Source organism: Saccharopolyspora sp. 6V (assembly GCF_020176785.1).
GTDB classification, from domain to species: Bacteria; Actinomycetota; Actinomycetes; order Mycobacteriales; family Pseudonocardiaceae; genus Saccharopolyspora_C; species Saccharopolyspora_C gregorii.
Genome location: NZ_JAIUKB010000146.1, coordinates 13,322 through 33,347 on the forward strand (window position 1 = coordinate 13,322; position 20,026 = coordinate 33,347).

The 20,026-nt window shown below is 74.2% G+C and carries 18 protein-coding genes; 11 read left to right on the top strand and 7 right to left on the bottom strand.

What is annotated here, in order from left to right; genetic code table 11:
• Positions 1–48: 48 nt before the first annotated feature.
• Positions 49–984, top strand: coding sequence for a carbohydrate kinase family protein (locus LCD35_RS24990; RefSeq protein WP_224957524.1), 936 nt, complete (start codon positions 49–51; stop codon positions 982–984).
• Here LCD35_RS24990 and LCD35_RS24995 read toward each other — a convergent pair.
• Complete coding sequence (locus LCD35_RS24995; RefSeq protein ID WP_225045061.1) at positions 959–3,121, bottom strand: NB-ARC domain-containing protein; 2,163 nt, start codon at positions 3,119–3,121, stop codon at positions 959–961. The two genes, LCD35_RS24990 and LCD35_RS24995, sit on opposite strands and share 26 nt — an antisense overlap.
• 262 nt (positions 3,122–3,383) lie before the next feature.
• On the opposite strand from LCD35_RS24995, the gene LCD35_RS25000 reads away from it, so the two are divergent.
• The 7 genes from LCD35_RS25000 (at position 3,384) to LCD35_RS25030 (ending at position 9,893) form a co-directional block, all read left to right on the top strand.
• A complete protein-coding gene (locus LCD35_RS25000) occupies positions 3,384–4,493 on the top strand; it encodes a class I SAM-dependent methyltransferase (protein WP_224957543.1) in 1,110 nt (369 codons plus the stop codon).
• A gap of 448 nt (positions 4,494–4,941) precedes the next feature.
• The gene (locus tag LCD35_RS25005; protein WP_225045062.1) at positions 4,942–6,204 is read left to right on the top strand and encodes a beta-ketoacyl synthase; all 1,263 of its coding nucleotides are present in this window, start codon (positions 4,942–4,944) and stop codon (positions 6,202–6,204) included.
• The gene (locus LCD35_RS25010) at positions 6,201–7,403 is read left to right on the top strand and encodes a ketosynthase chain-length factor (RefSeq protein WP_224957527.1); all 1,203 of its coding nucleotides are present in this window, start codon (positions 6,201–6,203) and stop codon (positions 7,401–7,403) included. Before LCD35_RS25005 ends, LCD35_RS25010 begins: the two co-directional genes overlap by 4 nt.
• A 24-nt stretch (positions 7,404–7,427) precedes the next feature.
• Complete coding sequence (locus LCD35_RS25015; RefSeq protein ID WP_224957528.1) at positions 7,428–7,682, top strand: acyl carrier protein; 255 nt, start codon at positions 7,428–7,430, stop codon at positions 7,680–7,682.
• A 2-nt stretch (positions 7,683–7,684) separates the two neighbouring features.
• Entirely contained in the window at positions 7,685–8,140 is a 456-nt protein-coding gene (locus LCD35_RS25020) for an SRPBCC family protein (protein ID WP_224957529.1), read from the top strand.
• Between the two features lie 84 nt (positions 8,141–8,224).
• Positions 8,225–8,854, top strand: a complete 630-nt coding sequence (locus LCD35_RS25025; RefSeq protein ID WP_225045063.1) for a hypothetical protein — start codon at positions 8,225–8,227, stop codon at positions 8,852–8,854.
• Between the two features lie 220 nt (positions 8,855–9,074).
• Positions 9,075–9,893, top strand: coding sequence for an SAM-dependent methyltransferase (locus tag LCD35_RS25030; RefSeq protein ID WP_224957531.1), 819 nt, complete (start codon positions 9,075–9,077; stop codon positions 9,891–9,893).
• Positions 9,894–9,897: 4 nt separating this feature from the next.
• Here the strand turns inward: LCD35_RS25030 and LCD35_RS25035 are convergent, their stop codons facing one another.
• The 3 genes from LCD35_RS25035 to LCD35_RS25045 all read right to left on the bottom strand — a co-directional run bounded on the left by LCD35_RS25035 (position 9,898) and on the right by LCD35_RS25045 (position 13,360).
• The gene (locus LCD35_RS25035; RefSeq protein WP_224957532.1) at positions 9,898–10,380 is read right to left on the bottom strand and encodes a nitroreductase family deazaflavin-dependent oxidoreductase; all 483 of its coding nucleotides are present in this window, start codon (positions 10,378–10,380) and stop codon (positions 9,898–9,900) included.
• A gap of 109 nt (positions 10,381–10,489) precedes the next feature.
• Positions 10,490–12,343 (bottom strand): rhamnogalacturonan lyase, encoded by a 1,854-nt coding sequence (locus LCD35_RS25040; protein WP_224967154.1) that lies wholly within the window; start codon positions 12,341–12,343, stop codon positions 10,490–10,492.
• Between the two features lie 273 nt (positions 12,344–12,616).
• On the bottom strand, positions 12,617–13,360 hold the full coding sequence (locus tag LCD35_RS25045; protein ID WP_225045064.1) for a LysR family transcriptional regulator substrate-binding protein: 744 nt from the start codon (positions 13,358–13,360) through the stop codon (positions 12,617–12,619).
• Between the two features lie 60 nt (positions 13,361–13,420).
• Here LCD35_RS25045 and LCD35_RS25050 point away from each other — a divergent pair, with 60 nt between their 5' ends.
• Entirely contained in the window at positions 13,421–13,807 is a 387-nt protein-coding gene (locus LCD35_RS25050) for a DUF5997 family protein (RefSeq protein ID WP_224957535.1), read from the top strand.
• Positions 13,808–13,960: 153 nt separating this feature from the next.
• On the opposite strand, the gene LCD35_RS25055 is transcribed toward LCD35_RS25050, so the two are convergent.
• Positions 13,961–15,562, bottom strand: coding sequence for an aldehyde dehydrogenase (NADP(+)) (locus tag LCD35_RS25055; protein ID WP_225045065.1), 1,602 nt, complete (start codon positions 15,560–15,562; stop codon positions 13,961–13,963).
• A gap of 160 nt (positions 15,563–15,722) precedes the next feature.
• On the opposite strand from LCD35_RS25055, the gene LCD35_RS25060 reads away from it, so the two are divergent.
• A complete protein-coding gene (locus LCD35_RS25060) occupies positions 15,723–16,595 on the top strand; it encodes a LysR substrate-binding domain-containing protein (protein WP_224957544.1) in 873 nt (290 codons plus the stop codon).
• A 154-nt stretch (positions 16,596–16,749) separates the two neighbouring features.
• On the opposite strand, the gene LCD35_RS25065 is transcribed toward LCD35_RS25060, so the two are convergent.
• Together LCD35_RS25065 and LCD35_RS25070 are read right to left on the bottom strand one after the other, a co-directional pair.
• Positions 16,750–16,947: a hypothetical protein gene (locus LCD35_RS25065; RefSeq protein ID WP_224957537.1), complete on the bottom strand. Its 198-nt coding sequence runs from the start codon at positions 16,945–16,947 to the stop codon at positions 16,750–16,752.
• 227 nt (positions 16,948–17,174) lie between these two features.
• Positions 17,175–19,559, bottom strand: coding sequence for a hypothetical protein (locus tag LCD35_RS25070; RefSeq protein WP_225045066.1), 2,385 nt, complete (start codon positions 19,557–19,559; stop codon positions 17,175–17,177).
• Between the two features lie 215 nt (positions 19,560–19,774).
• Between LCD35_RS25070 and LCD35_RS25075 the strand changes: the two genes are divergently transcribed.
• Positions 19,775–20,026 (top strand): LLM class flavin-dependent oxidoreductase (locus LCD35_RS25075; protein ID WP_224957541.1); only part of this gene is annotated, 252 nt, incomplete at its 3' end.

The window sequence follows — 20,026 nt, forward strand, 5'->3', positions numbered from 1 at the left end:
GTGCAGCGGGTGGTGCGGTCGCCCGCAGCGACGGGAGGGAGCAATCCGATGGGGAACCGGATCGTGGTCGCCGGAGTGGCGAGCTGGGGCATCAACATCGGGGTCGGAGAGCCGGCCGTGGACACCGCCGCGAGCGGATGGGATCCGCGCTGGCTCGCGAGCGGGCTCGGTGGGGCCGCCGGGCACATCTCGACGATCCTGCGGGCGCTGGGCGACGAGGTGGAGCTGTGCACGGTGGCGGGCCGGGACGCGATCGGCTCCCTGATCCGCGGGCGCCTCCGCGAGCACGGGCTGGACGGGCGGGGCGTGGTGGACCTCGGGGTGTCCGCCGAAGCCGCGGTGCTGGTCGCCCCGGACGGGCGGCGGGCGGTGCTGTCGCACTCGACGAGGATCGCCGCCGTGCAGTACCCGGAGGAGGTGTTCACCGAGATGGTGCGCGGCGCCGACCTGGCCGTGCTGACCAGCACGCCGTTCACCCGACCGCTGCTGGCCGCGGCGGTGCTGCACGGGGTGCCGATCGCGGTGGACGTCAACGTGATCGCCGACGTGGAGGACGACTACTACGGGCCGTGGCTGGAGGTCGCCGACGTCGTGTTCTGCTCGCACGAGCGGTTGCCGTGCAGTGCGGAGCGCTGGCTCGCGCGGATCTTCGACCGCTACCCGGGCTGCCTGGTCGCGGCGGTGGGGCGCGGGCCGCTGGGCTGCGTGCTGGGGCTGCGCGACGGCAGGCTGGTGCGCGCGGAGGCGGTGGCCCCGCTGGGAGTGTGCAACACCTCCAGCGCCGGGGACTCGCTGTTCGCCGCGTTCCTGCACGGCTGGTTGAGCACCGGGAACGCGGCCGAAGCACTCCCGGACGCGGTGCTCTACGCGGGCTGGCGCATCGGGCACCGGTTCCCGTCCGGGGTGGCGCTGACCGCGACGGAGCTGGCGCGACTGCGGCAACGGCACCCGGTGCGGGTCACGCTGGACCGCTGGGACCGGTGAGCCGGTCGCGCAGCGGTGCCGCGGCGGCCTCGTCGCCCTGGTGCTCGAACAGGCGCAGCGCCGCGGCGAGTTGTCGCCGTTCGTCGGCCGGATGCCCTCGCGCGGCGGCGAGTTCGGCGCGCGCGCTGTGCGCGAGCGCCTGGCCGACGGGGGAGTCCAGCTCGTCCATCTCGGTGGCGCCCGCGTCGATCTCGGCGGCGGCCTCGGCGACCTCACCGGCGGTGACCAGCGACTCGCCGAGCACGAGCCGGGCGCGGGCGGCGTTGAACGGGTCCTGCGCCCGGTGCTCGCGCAGCAGTGCGGTCGCGGCGCGCACCTCGGTGAGTCCGGTGGCGACCTCGCCGATCCGCACGCCGGCCTGCCCGGAGAGCAACCTCGCCAGCGCGGCCTTCCGGGGGAATCCGGCGATGGCGAAACCTGTTTCGGCGTGCTGCGCGGAGGCCCGGGCCGCGAGGACGTCGCCGCGGGCCAGCGCTAGCACGGCCTGGGCGTCGGCCGTGTCGGCCGCGCCGTAGGCGTCCCCGCTGCGGGCGTGCAGTTCGGCGCACCGGTGCAGCAACCGGTCCGCCACCGCCCATTCGGCGTGCCGGTGGTGCAGCATCGCCAGCCTGCGCGCGGTGCGCGCCTCCAGCTCGGGCGCGCCGAGCTCGCGAGCCGCGGCCAGGCACGCCTCGTCCACCGCGCGCCAGTCCGCGTGGTGGCCGCGGTACCGGAACAGCGGCCAGAGCAGGTAACCCAGCTGCCAGGCCGCCGCGAGAAGCCCGCCGTCCGCGGCCGCGCGCACCGCCCCGACCAGGTTGGCGCGTTCCTGCTCCAGCCAGTCCAGCGCCTGCCCGCGGTCGGCGAACTCGGCGGAATCCGCCTCCGGGAACGCGAATTCGTAGGCCGCGCCGCGCAGGTGCGGGGTGCAGAGCGCGGCGGCCTGCCCGGCGCGCCGGACGTAGTGCTCGACGATGCGCAGGAGCACCTCGGCGCGCCGTTCGGCGGTGTCGGTCACGTCCGCCTTCTCCTTGGCGTGCAACCGGATCAGGTCGTGGAACCGGTACCGGCCGCCGCGCACCTCTTGCAGCAGGTGCGCCTCCTGCAATGCCTCCAGCGGTTCGTCCAGCGCGGCCCGGCCGAGCCCGGTCGCGGCGGCCATCACCGCGCGGTCGAACTCCGGGCCGGGATGCAGGCCCATCGCCCGGTACGTCCACCGGGCCGGGTCGGGGAGTTCTTGGTAGGACGCGTCGAAGACCGAACGCACCGATACCTCCTCGCCGCGCGAGAGCAGGCCGAGCCGCCTCTGCTCCTGCTGCAGTTCCGCCACCGTCTCGCCCAACCGCAGCAGTCGTCGCGAAGCCAGCCGGGCGGCGGTCACCGACAGTGCGATCGGCAGGCCGCCGCACAGCCGGACGAGTTCCCGCGCCGGCTCCGGTTCCGCGGATATCCGTTGCCTGCCGACGGCCTTGAGCAGCAGTGTCCGCGACGCGTCCGCGTTGAGCGGGCCCACGTCGATGAACCGGGCTCCATCGACGAGCAGGGAGCGCAGCATCCGACGGGTGGTGACCACAACGGTGCAGCTCGGCGCGGCGGGCAGCAACGCGCGGACCTGCGCGGCGGTCCAAGCGTTGTCGAGCAGGATCGCCACCGACCTGCCGGCCACCGAGGAGCGGAACCACGCCGCCCGAGGTCCGGTCCCGGCGGGCAGTTCTTCCGGTGGGACACCGAGCGCCCGCAGGAAATCACCGAGGACCGTGGCCGGGTCGGCCGGTCGGCCCGCGTCCGCGCCGGAGAGGTCCGCGTACAGCTGCCCGTCGGCGAACCGGTCTCGGGCGCGGTGCAGCCAGGACAGCGCCAGTGCTGTCTTGCCGACACCGCCGAACCCGGACAGCACCACGAGCCCGCAGCGATCCGGGTGCGCCACCGGCCGGTCCAGCTCGTCCAGTTCAGCGTCCCGGTTGGTGAAGTGCGCGGGGGCGGGAGCCAGTTGCCGGGGCACGCCGCGCTCCGGACCGCGGTGGAAGTGGATCTGGCCGATCGAGCCGGCCTGCACCACCGGCCCGTGCGCGGTGCCGGAGAGCGCGTTCGCGGCCGATGGCCCGGTTCCCGGCTGCACGAGCGGGAAGATCCCTGGTGGGTCTTCGGTGCCGGACACGACACGAATCACCCCCTTCCTGCACCGTACGCAGTGCCTCGGTCGGCGCGATGCCCGCCAAGCGAGTGGTCCGGCCCGGTGGCACGTACCCGAAGTCGATCTTGGGCTGGTCGGTGTGGCCGCGGCGGGGGATCCGGCCAAGATCACCGGATGGGGTGGCGGCCTGGCGGTGCTGCCGCCGTCGGCGCTGAGCACGGGCGATACGATGGACGGCCGTACGTTCGACGAGAAGAGAACCGCGTTGCCGAACACCCCGTTGCCGATGCTGGAGTGGACCGAGCGAGGGGAGCCGCGTTCGGCGATCTGGCGCTCGGAGAACGATGCGCCGCCACCGCGGCGGGTGGTGGTCGCCGACGACCGGCTCCGCGCGGACGACGCGCACAGCCAGGCGGCGGAAGGCACCGCTTTCCTGTGGCGGGGCGACTTCCACGGCGCGCGCAACCTGCTCACCGCGATGACCCGGCGGGTGGACCGCAAGCCGCTCGCCGAGATGGACACCCCCGCGCAGACCTTCCACCGGTACCGGCAGCGCCAGGCGCAGCGGTCCCGGCTGCTGGGCATGCTGCTGATCCCCGTCGATGCCGGGTGCGAGGTGCCGCTGCGCCGCGCGCCGGAGGTCCGGGACGCCTGCCTGGCCGCGGGTTGCCCCGCGGACGAGCCGTTCGTGCTGTCGCTGCGGGAACTGCTCGGCATCATCGGCGCGCACGAGTGGCGCCGCAACGGCATCGAGATCCCCGCGCTGGACGCGCGGATCCACCCGCACTACGGCGTGTTCGCCCCGCTGCGCTCCGACTACCTGGAGCTGATCGCCGCCGAACCGCTGCCGCCGGTGGGGACCGCGTTCGACCTCGGCACCGGCACCGGCGTGCTGGCCGCGCTGCTCGCCCGCCGCGGGGTGGGCCGGGTGGTCGCCACCGAGCTCGACGAGCGCGCGCTGGCCTGCGCGGCGGAGAACGTCGAGGCGCTCGGGCTGTCCGGCCGCGTCGAGGTGACCTCGGCCGACCTGTACCCGGAGGGCCGCGCGGGACTGGTGGTGTGCAACCCGCCGTGGCTGCCCGCGAAGCCCTCGGCGGCGTTGCAGCGCGCCGTCTACGACCCGGGAAGCCGGATGCTGCGCGGATTCCTCACCGGGCTCGCCGCGCACCTGGAACCGGGCGGGCAGGGCTGGCTGGTGCTGTCCGACCTGGCCGAGCTGCTCGGGCTGCGCACCCGGCAGGAGCTGCTGGACCTGATCGACGCCGCGGGCCTCGCCGTCGCGGGCCGCAGCGACGCGGCGCCCCGGCACCCGCGGTCCGCCGACACCGACGACCCGCTGCACGAGGCGCGGGCCGCCGAGACCGTGTCGCTGTGGCGGCTGGTGGCGCGGGACTGATTCCGCCGCCGGGAAACCGGCTCGGGAAGAGGGCGGTATTCGCACCGCCGATTCGGCGCGATGAATTCTCATCGCGCCGAATCACTCGGTTGGCCGTTGGCCTGGATCAGTGCGCTGGGTAACTTCTGGGCCGCCGGTGCAGGACGATTCGCACCAGTTCTTCCGCGCTGCCGCGGACGATTCCGCGGCGCACCGGGAATCGCGCCGGCCAGGGGTTTCGCCGCTTTTGCGCGCGTCATCGCGGACGTGTCCGGGGCAGTGGGGTTCCGATTCCGCGCACCGCCGAATTCCGAATCGAATCGTGTTCGGAAATCGGTGCGGAATCGTCCGGGATGGTGCGAGAAGATCTCATCCGAGAGGTGCCCATGCGAACACGTGAATCGTCGCGGCGCTCGGCGCCGAGCCCTCGCCCGCCGATGGCGCGGTCTCCCTGGGGCGGGCGGCGCGGATGAGCACCGGTGACAGGCGGGTGGTGCTCACCGGCATGGGCGTGCGGGCGCCCGGCGGGCACGGTGCTGCCGGGTTCTGGGACCTGCTCACCTCCGACCGCACCGCCACCCGCACCATCACCGCCTTCGACCCGGCTCCGTTCCGCTCCCGGATCGCCGCCGAAGTCGACTTCGACCCGGTGGCGGAGGGTTTCACCGCCCGCGAGGTCGCCGAGCGGGACCGGGTGGTGCTGCTCGCGATCGCCTGCGCGCGCGACGCGGTCCGGGACTGCGGACTGGACCTCGCGCGGCGGGACCCGACCCGCACCGCGGTGAGCATCGGCAGCGCCGTCGGCTCCACGATCAGCCTGGACCGCGACTACCGGCGGATCTCCCGCGGTGGGTCCACCTGGCTCGTCGACCACGCCCTGGCCTCGCCGCGCTCCCGCGACCACCAGGTGCCCGCGGCCCTCGCCCGCGACGTCGCCCGGGAGGTCGCGGCCGAAGGACCCGTCGCGGTGATCTCCACCGGCTGCACGTCCGGGCTCGACGCGGTCGGCCACGGCGCCGAGCTGATCCGCGACGGGCGCGCCGACGTCGTGCTCGCCGGCGCCGCGGACGCACCGATCTCGCCGATCACGGTCGCCTGCTTCGACGCGATCCGCGCCACCTCGCCGAACAACGCCGACCCGGCGCACGCGTCCCGCCCGTTCGACCGGCGCCGCGACGGCTTCGTGCTGGGGGAGGGGGCGGCGGTGTTCGTGCTGGAGGAACGCGCCGCCGCGCTGCGCCGCGGCGCCCGGGTGCACGCCGAGTTCGCCGGATTCGCCGGGCGCTGCAACGCCTTCCACATGACCGGGCTGCACCCGGAGGGCCGCGAGCTGTCCTGGGCGATCACCGCCGCGCTGCGCGCCTCGGGCCGGGGCCGGGTGGACTACCTCAACGCGCACGGCTCCGGGACGAAGCAGAACGACCGGCACGAGACCGCCGCGATCAAGCGCAGCCTCGGCGCCGCCGCGCACCGGATCCCGATCAGCTCCATCAAGTCCAAGGTCGGGCACTCGCTGGGCGCGATCGGCTCCGTGGAGCTCGCCGCCTGCGTCCTCGCGATGCGGCACGGGGTGGTCCCGCCGACCGCGAACTACGCCGAACCGGACCCGGAGTGCGACCTGGACTACGTGCCGGGCGAGCCGCGGGAAGCGGACCTGGACGTGGTGCTCAGCGTCGGCAGCGGCTTCGGCGGGTTCCAGAGCGCCGCCGTCCTCACCCGGGGGGACCGATGACGGAGGTGTGGGTGACGGGGATGGCCGCGATCGCCCCGAACGGCGTCGGCGTCGACGACTACTGGGACGCCACCCTGAGCGGCCGCAGCGGCATCTACCCGATCAGCGGGTTCGACGCCACGTCCTACCCGGTCCGGGTCGCGGGCGAGGTGCCCGATTTCGACGCGGGCCGCCACCTGCCGCCGCGGCTGCTCACCCAGACCGACCGGATGACGCGGTACGCGCTGGCCGCCGCCGACTGGGCGGTGGCCGACGCGGAGGTGCCGCCGGACGTCGACGGCGAGTTCGGAGTGCTCACCGCCGCCGCGGCCGGCGGGTTCGAGTTCGGCCAGCGGGAGCTGGAGAAGCTGTGGGGGCAGGGCCCGGACCGGGTCAGCGCCTACCAGTCCTTCGCCTGGTTCTACGCGGTGAACACCGGCCAGATCTCCATCCGGCACGGCCTGCGCGGCACCGGTTCGGTGCTGGTCGCCGGGCAGGCGGGCGGGTTGGACGCGATCGCGGAGGCCGCGCGGATGCTGCGCCGCGGCACCACCACCCTCGTGCTCACCGGCGGGTTCGAGGCCTCGGTGTGCCCGTGGGGCCTCGTCGCCTGCGCCACGACCGGCACGATGAGCACCGAACCCGACCCGCGCTGGGCGTACCTGCCGTTCGACGAGCGGGCGAGCGGCGCGGTCCCCGGCGAAGGCGGCGCGCTGCTGGTCCTGGAGGACGCCGTGGCCGCGGCCCGGCGCGGGGCGCCGCGCGTGCACGGCCGGATCGCCGGGCACGCCGCCACCTTCGACCCGCCGCCCGGTTCGACGCGCGAACCCGGCCTGGCCCGCGCCGTCCGGGCGGCGCTGCGCGACGCGGACCTCCCGGTCGGCGCGATCGACGCGGTGTTCGCCGACGCCGCGGGCACCCCGGATCGCGATCGGGCCGAAGTCGACGCGCTCCGCGAGGTGTTCGGTCCGCGCGGGGTCCCGGTGACCGCACCGAAGAGCATGACCGGGCGCCTCGACTCCGGCGGCGGACCGCTGGACGTGGTCGCCGCCCTGCTGTCCCTGCGCGACGGGGTCCTGCCGCCCACGATCGGCACCCGCCGCGCCCCGGACGAGCTGGACCTGGTGCTGGACGAACCGCGGGGACTGCCGCTGCGCGCGGTGCTGGTGCTGGCCAGGGAACCCGGCGGCTTCAACTCGGCGCTGGTGGTGACCGCATGAGCCGTGAGGACGAGGAGGAGACCCGTGCGACTGACCCGGACCCAGCTGGTGAGCGCGATCCGCGCCGCCGCGGGTGACACCGAACTCGCCGACCTGGACGGCGACGTCCTGGACCGCCGGTTCGACGAGCTCGGCTACGACTCGCTGGCGCTGCTGGAGGTGGCGGCCGTGCTGCGCCGCACCCACGGCATCGCGCTGCCCGACGACGCCGTCGTCGAGCTCGGCACGCCCGCCGACCTGCTGCGGATCGTGAACGCGACGACGGAAGAGGTGCGTTGAGGATGGCCCGGACCGACAACTCCGTGACCGTGCGGGCTCCGCTGCCGCTGGTGTGGGACAGGACCAACGACGTGGAGTCCTGGCCGACCCTGTTCGCCGAGTACGCCCGCTCCGAGGTGCTGCGCCGCGACGGCGACACCATCGACTTCCGGCTCACCACCCACCCGGACGCCGACGGCAAGGTGTGGAGCTGGGTGTCCCGGCGGGTCCTCGACGTCGCCGAGCGCAGCGTGCGCGCCCGGCGCCTGGAGACCGGGCCGTTCCAGTACATGGAGCTGTACTGGACGTACCGGGAGACCGAATCGGGCACCGTGCTGCGCTGGGTGCAGGAGTTCACCGTGAAGCCCGAGGCGCCCTTCGACGACGCCGCGATGACCGTGCGGCTCAACGCGGCCACCAGGAACAACATGAACCACATCAAGGCGGTGCTCGAACGGGCCGCGAACGCGGCGAGCTGAGCGCCGGGCCGAAGGGCTCTGGGAGCGGGCGGGCACCGTGTCGATCCTGGTGCTGTCGGCGGAACGCGCGAGCGGGAGCAGGCGATGGGGACGGGTGCGGTGCTCGGAGCGCTGCGCTGGGCGGCGCAGGCGTTGCGGCCCAAGCGGAATCCGCTGCGCCGGAACCTGGACCGCTGGACCGCCGCGGTCATGGCGCTGCTGGTCGGGTTGGCGCTGGCCTCCGTCCCGGTCGCGGCCGCCGTCGGCAGCGGCATGCACCAGCGGCTCGGCGAGCGGTCCGCCGCGCAGCACGCGGAACGCACCCCGGTGACCGCCCGGCTCGTCGAACCGGCGCGGATGACGATCCTCGGCGGCGGGTCGCCGCAGACCCAGCGGGTGCTGTTCCACGCCCCGGTGACCTGGCGGGACGCGGCCGGGCGGCCGCACGGCGGGTGGGCGGAGATCTCCTCGGCCGCGGTGGCGGTGGGCGACGAGATCGAGGTGTGGGTGGACGACCGGGGCGCGGTCGTGGCGCCACCGCTGGGCGCGGACCGCGCGTTGGCGTCCGCGATCAGCGTCGGCGTGCTGCTCGTGTTCGGCTCGGTGGTGTGCTGCGGGGTGGCGCTGGTCCTCGTGCGCCGCGTCGCCGACGCCCGCGCCCACCGGGCGTGGGCGCGGGAGTGGGAGGTGGTGCGCCCCCGCTGGGACCACCGCGGACCGGCGGGCGCCGGGTGAGGACGTGCCCTTCCGGGGAAGCTCCGTCACCGCTCGCGGTACCGCGCTCACCGTCCGCTGTCGCAGCCCGGTCCGCCGCCTCCCGGGGATCTCCGCGCGCGGGTGGTCGTGCGATGCTGATCGCGCGGCGGACGCCGCTCGACCGGCGCTCCGGGGTCACCCGGGAGCACGTCGGGGCGGCGCCGCAGGTACGGAACCCCGGACGCAGGCGGGAGGCACGATGGCGGACGAGCACCGGAGCGCGGAGGTGGATCTGCGCACCGACCGCGCCCACGGCGCCCGGATCTACGACTACATCCTCGGCGGCAAGGACAACTACGCCGTCGACCGGGCCGCCGCCGAAGCCACCCTGGAGGTGTGGCCCGCGCTGCGGGTGCACATGCGGGCCAACCGCACCTTCATGCACCGCGCGGGTCGCTTCCTGGCCCGGGAGTGCGGCATCCGCCAGTTCCTCGACATCGGCACCGGCATCCCCACCCAGCCGAACCTGCACGAGGTCGTGCAGGAGGTCGCCCCGGATTCGCGGGTCGTCTACACCGACAACGATCCGATCGTGCTCGCGCACGCCCGCGCGCTGATGTCGAGCGCGTCGGCGGGCCGCACCGCCTACGTCGAGTCGGACATGCGGCAGGTCGAATCCCTGCTGGCGGCACCGGAACTGCGGGAGACGCTGGACCTGGACCGGCCGATCGGGCTGATGCTGATCGGGATCGTGCACTTCATCGAGGACGACGACGAGGCGCTGGCGGTGTCGCGCCGGATCGTCGACGCGCTGCCCGCCGGCAGCTACCTGGCCGCGACGATCGGCACCGACGACTTCGCCCCCGAGGCGCTGGCCCGGGTCGCCGACGTCTACCACGAGCACGGCGAGACCATGCGGCTGCGCAGCCAGGCGCAGGCGGCGCGGTTCTTCGACGGGCTGGAGCTGGTCGAGCCGGGCCTGGTGCAGATGCACCGGTGGCGCCCGGACGACGACGAGCACCTGTCGCTGGACGAGGCCGACATCGCCATGTACGGCGCCGTCGCCCGCAAGCCGTGACCGGTCAGCGCTGCCGGAGTTCGAACATCGGCAGCGGGGTGTCCCGCTCGGTGACCTCCTCGCCGAGGGTGCCGTGCAGGACGTCCTTGAACTTCGCCCACGCCCGCGGGTGCCGCCGCGCGTAGTCGGCGAGCACGGCGTCGGCCTCGGCGGTGGTGAGCAGCCGCGCGGTGGCGGGCCGGTCGCGGTGGCGGCCGGTGGACACGCGAACCCGCGGGTTCGCCACCACGTTGCGGTACCACTGCGCGCGGGCGCCGAAGCCGGAGGCGACGACGTGGACGCCCGGTCCGGGGTGCGCGATCACCTCCAGCACGACCCGCCGGGCGATCCCGGAGTTGCGGCCCACGTGCTCCAGCAGGAGCAGCCGCGGCCCGAGCAGGACGCCGAGCCGGGCCCGGTACAGCAGGACGGGGGCGCGCATCAGCGCCCGGGAGCGCAGCAGCCGGGCTCCGGCCCGGCCGAGCGCGGTGGTGGCGGGTTCCGGCATGGTCGGCCTCGATTCGTCCGGTCCGAGCAGTGTCGCACCGGGCACCGCCCTGGCGGGGCGGATCCGGCGGGTGCGGGGTGATCGCGGGCGCGACCACCCCGCGCCGGGATCAGGGCAGCGGGTCTCCGGTGCGCCGCGCCGCCGCGTCCGCCAGGGAGTAGCTGGGGTGCGGCGGCTGGTTGTAGGCGGTGTTCTGCCAGGCGACGGCGAGCCGGTACTGCCGGTCCTCCATCAGCCCGGGCAGGCTGAGCTCGGTGGGTTCGGTGGTGCTGAAGATCCGCAGCGCGCTGCTGTCCTCGGTGCGGAACACGACCTCCTCCCGCCAGTCGCCCATCAGGTCCGCCGACAGCGCGGGGGTGGCCTTGGTGCCGTTGTTGGAGGCGACGCCGTCGAAGTCCTGGACGCGTTGGGTGCCGTCGCCGGTGTACTTGTCGATGTGGGTGTCGTCGAGCAGTTCGCGGCTGGTGTCGCCGTCCCACCACACCAGGAAGTTCATCGATCCGGGCCGAGGCCCGACGTCCTCGCCCGCGGCGTCGCGCAGCCGGTCGTCGGCGGCGGACCAGAACTCGGCGCCGGGGTTGCCGTCCCAGATGTCGCCCGCGACGCCGCGCCCGTTGTCGCCGGCGGGGTCGGTCTGCCAGAGCACTTCGCCGGTGGCGGCGTCGGCGAGCCAGGACGCGGGCTGGTCGGAGTTCTCGTCGACCTTGTACACCTCCAGGCCGGGCCGGTCCGGGTCGAAGTCGCCGACGTGCAGCGCGTCGCCGTGGCCGAACCCGGTGTTCCACAACGGGTTCCCGTCGTCGTCGATCGCCATCGCGCCGTAGACGACCTCGTCGTTCCCGTCGTCGTCGACGTCGGCGATGGACAGGTTGTGGTTGCCCTGCCCGGCGTACTCCTCGCCCGCCTCATCGCTGTCGAACGTCCACAGTGGAGTCAGCTCGCCGTCGAAGGTCCACGCGGTGATGACGGAACGGGTGTAGTAGCCGCGCGCCTCGATGAGCACGGGCAGTCCATCGATCTCGGCGGTGGCGGCGAGGAAGCGGTCGCACCGGTTGCCGTAGGAGTCGCCCCAGTCGGCCGGGTCGCCGCGCCCCGGGACGTAGTCCGCGGTGTGCCGCTCGGCGCCGGTGGTGCCGTCGAACACGGTGAGGAACTCGGGGCCGTCCAGCACGTACCCGTCGCCGTTGCGGTGGTCGGCGTCCGCGTCGCCGAGCGCGGAGCCGGTGCCGTCCACGGTGCCGTCGGCGGTCTTCACCGCGACTTCGGCGGCACCGTCCCCGTCGTAGTCGTACACCTGGAACTGGGTGTAGTGCGCGCCCGCGCGGATGTTGCGCCCGAGGTCGATGCGCCACAGCCGGGTCCCGTCGAGCCGGTAGGCGTCCAGGAGGGGCGGGCCGGTGTACCCGGCCTGCGAGTTGTCCTTGGCGTTGGACGGGTCCCACTTGACGACGTACTCGTACTCGCCGTCGCCGTCGAGGTCCCCGACGCCGACGTCGTTGGCGCTGTAGGTGTAGTCCTCGCCGGATGGGGTGGTGCCGCCGTCCGGCACGTCCAGCGGGATGTCGAGGTGGTCGGCGGCGAAGGCGCGTGCGGTGCTCGCCGCGGCCCGCTGCCCGTTCGGGGCGATCTCGTAGCGGGCGTCGGCGGGCGCGCCGCGGTCGAGGAGCCCGGTCCCGGTCAGCGGTTCCGGCGTGATCCTGGTGCCGTCGCGGTACACGTCGAAGGTGGTGCCCGCCGGGTCGGTGCCGAACAGCCGCCAGGACACGAAGTTGTCGTCGCCGGAGCGCACGCTGATCGCGGCGCGGCCGGGTTCGGCGGCGCGGGTCTCGGCGGACGCGGTCCCGGCCCGCGCCGGTTCGGCGGGGGATCCGGTGGCGGGTGCGGCGGAGCCGATCGGCAGCACGACGGCGGCGAGCGCGGTCACCAGTGCGCGGCGGGGAGATCTCGTTCGCGATGAGTTCATTGTGGACGGTTCCGATCTGGTCGAGGGTGCTTCGTCGCACCCCGGTCGGACGAGCTGGTCCGGCGCTTCCGGGCGTGATGCAGGAAAGCGCTTTCCTGAACGTTAGGGGCGGGCGGCTCGGCTCCGCAAGGACCGATCGACGGTGCCGGTTGTCCGGCCGTCCGGCGGCGGCACGGGACCTGTCGGGGGTTCCGGCGACCCGCCATCAGGGGGAGTCGGCGGCGCTCCGGGCGTGGTGGGGCCGTCGCTGCGCTGCGCGATCGGCCGCCGGGGTCAGGACCGGCGGCGCGGCCTGCCGCGCCCGCCGCCGGGGCGCGGGCCGCCCTTGCCGCGGCCGGGCTTCGGGGCGGGCTGCTTCTTCGCCGCGGGCTGCTTCTTGGCGGCCGGCTGCTTCGGCGTCTGCTCCTGGCGCCCGCGGGTGCTGTTCACCGTGCGGCCGCGCACGATCCCGATGAACTGCTCCACCAGGTCGGTGGTCTCCTCCTCCGGCCACGACAGCGCGACCCGCGACTGCGGGACGTCGGTGAGCGTCCGGTAGGTGAGGTCCTTGCGGTGGTGCAGCCGGGCCAGCGACTGGGGGACGACGAGCAGGCCGACGCCCGCGGCGACGAGCTCGACGGCGAGACCGGTGTTCGCGGGCCGCTCGAAGGCGGGTCGGCCCGGCGGCCGTTCCCAGCCGAGGGTGTCGTCCAGCGGGTGCTGCACGATCTCGTCGGCGAGGTCGGCGGGCCCCACCTCGTCGGCCGCGGTGATCACGTGGTCCTTCGGCACCACGACCACGGTCGTCTCGGTGTAGAGCGGGATCGCGTGCAGCCCGTCGCGGTCGGTCGGCAGCCGCAGCAGCGCCGCGTCGACCTCGCCGCCGCGCGCCAGGTCGGCCGCGGCGGCCGCCGGGGTGGCGACCAGGTGCAGCGGCACCGACGGAACCCGTTCGTTCCAGATCCGCACCCACTTGCCGGGGGTCACCCCGGGCACGTACGCGAGGGTGAACGACGACGATCCGACCGAGCCTGCCACCGGGCCAGGCTACCGGGCGTCACCGCAGGTACCGCGGGGCCGGGTCGATACCCTGGGCCCATGACGTCGCACAAGACCCCCCAGACGATGAAGCCCGCGACCGCGGCGAAGAAGCTGAACGTGTACCTCGAAGCCACCCCCGCGGAGTTCCAGGAGGGCGTGGTCTCGCGCGACGAGCTCAACGCCCTGCAGACCGACCCGCCGGAGTGGCTGCGCGAGCTGCGCCGCAACGGCCCGCACCCGCGCCCGGTGGTCGCCGCCCGGCTCGGCGTGTCCAACAGCGGCCTCGCCCGCGGTGGCATCACCGAGGCGCTCACCACCGAGCAGATCGAGGCGCTCAAGGCGGAGAACCCCGACTGGCTGCAGCACGAGCGCGCCACCCAGGCCGAGGTCCGCAAGGAGGCCGCCCGCATCAAGAACAAGTCCCGCGAGGACTCCGGCTCCTGATCGCTCCCGTGGCGGGGCGGGCGGCGGAGCCGCGCGGGACGGTCGTGGTCCCGGGGCGCGCCGCACGTCCGCACCCGTCGTGATCCCCCGGTCCGCGACGCGAACAGCGCCCGGCTCCGCTCGTGGCGGGGCCGGCCGCTGCGGTGCTCGGGGTCAGTGCTTGCCGAGTTCGCCGTCCACCCGGCGCCAGATCCCCTCGGGGTTGCCGTCGGCGAGGACGCTCGGCAGCAGCTCCGCGGGCAGGTCCTGGTAGGCCACCGGGCGCAGGAACCGGTCGATGGCCAGCGTGCCGACCGAGGTCGTCCGCGAGTCCGAAGTGGACGGGAACGGTCCACCGTGGACCATCGCGTGGCCGACCTCGACGCCGGTGGGCCAGCCGTTGAACAGGATCCGGCCCGCCGTGCGCTCCAAGGTGGGCAGCAGCGCGCCCGCTTCGGCGGTGTCCGCGGCGGTGGCGTGCACGGTGGCGGTGAGCTGCCCTTCCAGCCCGGCCGCGACCTCGCGGACCTGGGCGGCGTCGCGGCAGCGGATCACCAGCGAGGACGAGCCGAACACCTCGTCGTCCAGCCCGTCCCCGGCCAGGAACGACTCGGCGTCGGTGGCCAGCAGCGCGGCCCGGCAGGAGTGCGGCGCGTCGGATTCCCGGCCGCGGGCCAGCACGGTCACCTCGCCCTTGTCCGCCAGCGCCTGCACGCCCGACTCGTAGGCGCGGGCGATGCCCGGGGTGAGCATCGGGGTCGGGGTGGCGGCGCCGACCGCCTCGGCCGCGCTGTCCAGGAAGGTGGTCAGCTCCGGCCCGTCGACCGCGATGACCAGGCCGGGGTTGGTGCAGAACTGGCCGGACCCCATCGTGAGCGAGCCGACGAACTCGCCACCGAGCTCCGCGGCCCGTGCGGCGAGCGCCCCGGGCAGCAGGAAGACCGGGTTGATGCTGCTCATCTCCGCGTACACCGGGATCGGCTGCGGCCTGCGCTGCGCGGCGGCGGTCAGCGCGAGCCCGGCGCCGCGGGAACCGGTGAAGCCCACGGCCTGGATGCGCGGATCGGTGACCAGCGAGATCCCGAGGCTGCGGCCGCTGCCGAACAGCAGCGAGAAGGTACCCGCAGGCAGCCCGCAGGAGGCGACGGCGTCGCTGATGGCGCGCGCCACCAGCTCGCTGGTACCCGGGTGCGCGTCGTGCGCCTTGACCACCACGGGGCAGCCCGCTGCGAGCGCGGAGGCGGTGTCGCCACCGGCGACGGAGAAGGCCAGCGGGAAGTTGCTGGCGCCGAACACGGCGACCGGGCCCAGCGGGATCTTGCGCTGCCGGATGTCGGCGCGCGGTGCGGGGGAGCGGTCCGGCTGCGCCGGGTCGATGCGCGCCCCGGTGAAGCTGCCCTCCCGCACGACCTGCGCGAACAGCCGCAGCTGCCCGGTGGTGCGACCGCGTTCGCCGGTGGTGCGGGCCAGCGGCAGGCCGCTCTCGGCGTGGGCGCGGGCGGAGAGGGTTTCGCCGATGGCCTCGATGTTGTCGGCGATGGTCTCCAGGAACACCGCGCGCTGCTCGAAGGTGGTGGCGCGGTAGGTCTCGAAGGCCTCGTCCGCCGCCGCGCACGCGCGCGCCACCTCGGCGTCGCCGCCGTGCGCGTAGGCCGGTTCGAGTTCGGCGCCGGTGGCCGGGTCGATCGCGCGGATCTGCTCGCCGTCGCCGAACACGGGGGTGCCCGCGATCAGCATCCGCCCGGTGAGGTCGGTGGCGGTGGTGCCTGTGGTCATGCGGTGGGTCCTCCTCGATCCGGGCGGTGCGGGAGCGGGGGCACGGCCTGGCGGCGCGCACATCCCGCCAGCGGTGACACTAAGATCCCCGACCGATGCGTGTCCAACTCCGATCGAGCATCGTCCGATGCTCGAAAGGCATCGCACGCGGGAGGCGAGCATGTTCACCCTCAACCAGCTCTCCGGGTTCGTCGCGGTGGCCGAAGAGCTCCACTACGGGCGGGCGGCGGCGCGGCTGCGGATGACCCAGCCGCCGCTGAGCAGGCAGATCCAGCTGCTGGAGCGGGACCTGCAGGTGCGGCTGTTCGACCGCAGCGGCCGCGCGGTGCGGCTGACCCCGGCGGGGCAGGCGTTCCTGCGCGATGCGCGGCGGCTGCTGCACGAGGCGGAGAACGCGACGCTGGCGGTGCGCCGGGTGCCCAGCGGTGAGGCGGGCGTGGTGCGCGTCGGGTTCACCGCGACCTCGGCTTACGGGAAGCTCGGCGGGGTGCTGGAGACGGCGCGGGAGCGGCTGCCGCACGTGGACGTGGTGCTGCGCGAGCTGGTGACCCGCGAGCAGCTGGACATGCTCTCCTCGGGCGCGCTGGACCTGGGGCTGGTGCGGCCGCCGATCACCCGCCCGGAGCTGGATTCCCGGCGGCTGCTGGCCGAGCCGCTGCTGGCGGCGTTGCCCGCGGGACATCCGCTGGCCGCTGCGGAGCGGTTGAGCCCGGCGGACTTCGACGCCGCCGACGTGGTGATGTACTCGCCGACGGAGGCCCGCTACTTCCACGAGCTGCTGGTGAGCGTGTTCCGCGAGGCGCACGTCTCGCCGCGCTACACCCAGCACGTGAGCCAGGTGCACACGGTGCTGGCGCTGGTGCGCGCCGGGCTGGGCATCGCGCTGGTGCCGTCGACGGCGACGCTGCTGCGCTTCGACGGGGTGGTGCTGCGGCCGGTGGCGCTCCCGGATCCGGAACCGGTGGAGCTGCACCTCGCGTGGCGCCGGGCCAACGACAACCCGGCGCTGGGTGCCCTGCTCGCCCTCCTCTGACGACCCGCGCCAGGCGGAGCCCGCGGGGCGAGCCGGGGCGGCACGGGCAAGTCAACCCCCGTTGACCGGAACGCCGGCGGAAGCGCCACCGGCAAGTCAGCCGTTGTTGACATCGTGCGCCCGCCCCGGTCACCGGGTCCGCGGTGCGCGGCCTTCAGGCGGGGATGGCGCAGCGGAGCATGCCGTCGTCCCCGCGGGTCGCCGTCGGGTTCGCGCGCAGCAAGCGCAGGGCCTCTTCGTCGAACCGCTGGAAGCCGAGGAACTCGCGGCCTGCCTCGCCGTCGCGGTACACGGCGGCCCATCCGTGCAGGTCGTCGCAGGTCACGTGGTAGGTGAGGGCGGGTGGCGCCAAGGTGGGCAAGGTGATCCCTCCGGGTCGGGCACTCAACGTGCTGATCGAGCACAGAGAGTATCCTCTCCGCGATCACTGCTCCATTCGGGGTAGCGAATTGGTGCCGACGGCGGTGCGTCGAGTCCGGTGCCGCGCGATCGCGGTGTGCCGGGGAGGCGCGGGCGGGTGTGGCAAGGACCCGCCGCGCGCCGTCCGGGGATCGTGCGCGGCGGGCGGCATCGCCACCGTCAGGTCTTGGCGGTCTCCGAACTCGCCGCGCCGGACCCGGGCTCGGCGTCCGCGGGAGCCGCGTCGGTGGTCGCGGGCTCGGAGCCGGCCGTCCCGTCCGGGTCGTCGGCCGCCGCGGCGTCCTTCTTCTTCCCCGGCTTCCGCTCGTAGCCCAGCAGGTGGTCCCGCAGCGCCACGTGCGTGAACCGGTAGCCACCGTCCACGTTGGACAGCAGGCTGCACCCGGCCAGCCCGCGCAGCAGCCGCGCCCGCCGCACCGGCAGCTCGCTGAGCGCCATCGCCCGCGCCAGCCACTCGGCGCCCGCGTTCTTCGCGGTGTCGAACGGGAACATGTCGGCGTGCCAGGCGGCGGGTGCGGCGAGGCCCGCGACCAGTACGCCGATGGCGACGTCCAAGGCGCGCTCGTCCAGCAGCGTCCCGGTGAACAGCACCGGGACCACCCCGATCAGCCCGGCCGCGGCGGCCACCGGTGCCGAGTTCTTCAGCCACGCCGAGCCCTTGCCGTCGAACTCCGCGTACTGGTCGTCGCCGAACTGCCACCACACCTCGTCGCGGGCCGCGGTGGTCAGCCCGGCGACGATGCCGAGCACCACGCCGATGCCCATCGCGGTGAGCATCTCCTGCGGTCCGAGCCAGATCGTGGTCACCCCGACCACCCCGGCCCCGGCGGCGCCGAGCGCGGCGCTGTTGCCGGGCATCTTCGACCAGGCCTCGACGGCGCTCATGATGGTGAGGAACGCGGTGAGGACCACCACCGGCACGCCGATCCACCACGGCTGCGCGGCGAGCCAGCTCGTGGCGGGCGTGGTGAGCCCGACGAGCGCGAGGCTCACGACGAGCCCGAGCACGTAGCCGCAGGCGGCCGTCGTCCAGCCCTGCGGCACGGTGCGCGCCAGCTGCGCGGGCCGCAGCCACGGCAGTCCGGAGAGGTGGTCGAGGAAGGCGATGTAGCCCACCAGCAGCGCCGCGGTGACGAGCGCGGCCGCGGGCCCGAGCAGCATCCCCATCGCCAGCGTCACGCCGGTGACGGCGCCGGCGAGCACCCCGGGCAGCCCCCGCGCGTACACGTGCACCACGGTGCTGGAGGGCAGGTACTTGGCCCACGCGACGAGGCTGGGCAGCCGGGTCCGGGCGGTGAGGTCGTTGCACAGCGGGCTCGCCGAGACCCGTGCGAGGAACCGCAGCGTGCGCAGCACTTTCTCCGCCGGGTAGCCGAGTTCGTCGGCGTGCTGGGCGGGGACCGCTGTGAGGTAGGCGTCGAAGACCTGGCGCCGCCGTTCGGCCGGGGTCCCGCTGAGCCGGACCTCCGACGGCGGCCGGTCCTGGTGGGCCAGTGCCATCAGGCTCAGCATGAGCGGCGAGTCGAGCAGTTCCGGCAGCTGCGGGTCGGTGCGCACGGCGCTGCGGATGCCGTCGACGCGGCGCCCGATGCGGGTGTAGAACTCGACGACCTGCTTGCGGGTGAGCGGGTTGATGGTGACGGTGTTGCTCAGCTGCAGCGGCTCGGTGAGCGCTTCGTGGTCGGTGCTGCGGCAGCACACGACGATCTCGGGGACGTCGAACTCGTCCCGCAGCTTGTTGATCGCGGTGACGCAGCGTTCCTGGTATTCGGGCGGCACTTCGTCGAGCCCGTCGAGCATCAGGCCGATGCGCCGCTGCTCCAGCCAGATCCGGCCGAGCGACGGGTGGATGTTGTAGCGGCGTTCGATCTCGCGCAGCAGCCACTTGCCGAAGTCGGTGGGCGGCGCGGGCCTGCGGTCGTCCCAGCGCCACCCGGACATGGCCCAGGAGCCGAGGTCGACGATCAGCGGGATGGGCCGCTTCGGGTCGCCGGCGGCGCGCAGCGCGAGCGCGCGGGTGAGCTCCAGCAGCAGGGTGGACTTGCCGGAGCCGGGTGCGCCAAGGACCAGCAGCGAGCCGTTCGCCTCGTCGAGGGTGCCGGGCAGGTCGGCGCCCGCGGGCAGCTTCGCCTTCTTGCCCGCGCTGTTCTGCACGACGACGTCGGCGGGCCGGGCGACGGTGGCGGGCACCTCGTCGCCGTCGACCAGCGCGGCCACGTGGGCGGCGAGCGAGCCGTTGAGCCGTTCGCGGGCGTACCGCTCGGCGCTGTGCACCGACCGCTCCCGGTTGGAGGGGGTGTTGAGCCGCCGGGCGGTGACGGGCTTGTCGGTGTTGGTGATGCGTTCCCACCCGGCGAGGGCGGCGCCGAAGAGCAGGAACACGATCACCAGTGGCCACAGGACGGCGGCGAGCGGGCGGAGGAACCCGGGCAGGTAACCGCCGGTTCCGATGCTGATGGCGGTGGGGACGAGGACCAGCGTGACGGCGATTCCCGCCCCGATGAGCAGCGCCGTCCGCACCGTGCGGGCGAGCCTGTTCTGCATGATCGTCTCTCCAGGGGTCGGCGTCCGCGCGTGCGCCTAGAACTATGGTCCGGCGGGCACGGACTGTAAACGCTCCATTCCGGTCTGTGTGGCCGAGTGTGATCGGCGCCGCCGTGAACGGCCTGCGGTGGACCGGCATGGAATAGTTAAAACTTCAACGATGTTCCAGCGGGTGCACCGGCGAACAGGACGGCCGGCGAGGTGAGGAGGGCGCAGTGCAGTTCGGCATCTTCAGCGTGGGGGACGTGACTCCCGACCCGACCACGGGCGCGGTACCCACCGAAGCGGGACGCATCCAGGCGATGGTGCGCATCGCGCAGCACGCCGAGGAGGTCGGTCTGGACGTGTTCGCCACCGGTGAGCATCACAACCCGCCGTTCGTGCCGAGTTCGCCGACGACGATGCTCGGTTATCTGGCGGCCCGTACCGAGCGGTTGGTCCTGTCCACCTCGACGACGCTGATCACC

Bases quoted from the DNA above. Each gene is read 5' to 3' on its own strand.
- LCD35_RS25055 (WP_225045065.1), bottom strand. From the start codon at position 15,562: ATGACCACAGGCACCACCGCCACCGACCTCACCGGGCGGATGCTGATC.
- LCD35_RS25035 (WP_224957532.1), bottom strand. From the start codon at position 10,380: ATGCCGGAACCCGCCACCACCGCGCTCGGCCGGGCCGGAGCCCGGCTG.
- LCD35_RS25000 (WP_224957543.1), top strand. From the start codon at position 3,384: ATGCTGGAGTGGACCGAGCGAGGGGAGCCGCGTTCGGCGATCTGGCGC.
- LCD35_RS25070 (WP_225045066.1), bottom strand. From the start codon at position 19,559: ATGCAGAACAGGCTCGCCCGCACGGTGCGGACGGCGCTGCTCATCGGG.
- LCD35_RS25050 (WP_224957535.1), top strand. From the start codon at position 13,421: ATGACGTCGCACAAGACCCCCCAGACGATGAAGCCCGCGACCGCGGCG.
- LCD35_RS25060 (WP_224957544.1), top strand. From the start codon at position 15,723: ATGTTCACCCTCAACCAGCTCTCCGGGTTCGTCGCGGTGGCCGAAGAG.
- LCD35_RS25025 (WP_225045063.1), top strand. From the start codon at position 8,225: ATGGGGACGGGTGCGGTGCTCGGAGCGCTGCGCTGGGCGGCGCAGGCG.
- LCD35_RS24990 (WP_224957524.1), top strand. From the start codon at position 49: ATGGGGAACCGGATCGTGGTCGCCGGAGTGGCGAGCTGGGGCATCAAC.
- LCD35_RS25010 (WP_224957527.1), top strand. From the start codon at position 6,201: ATGACGGAGGTGTGGGTGACGGGGATGGCCGCGATCGCCCCGAACGGC.
- LCD35_RS25020 (WP_224957529.1), top strand. From the start codon at position 7,685: ATGGCCCGGACCGACAACTCCGTGACCGTGCGGGCTCCGCTGCCGCTG.
- LCD35_RS25005 (WP_225045062.1), top strand. From the start codon at position 4,942: ATGAGCACCGGTGACAGGCGGGTGGTGCTCACCGGCATGGGCGTGCGG.
- LCD35_RS25030 (WP_224957531.1), top strand. From the start codon at position 9,075: ATGGCGGACGAGCACCGGAGCGCGGAGGTGGATCTGCGCACCGACCGC.
- LCD35_RS25040 (WP_224967154.1), bottom strand. From the start codon at position 12,343: ATGAACTCATCGCGAACGAGATCTCCCCGCCGCGCACTGGTGACCGCG.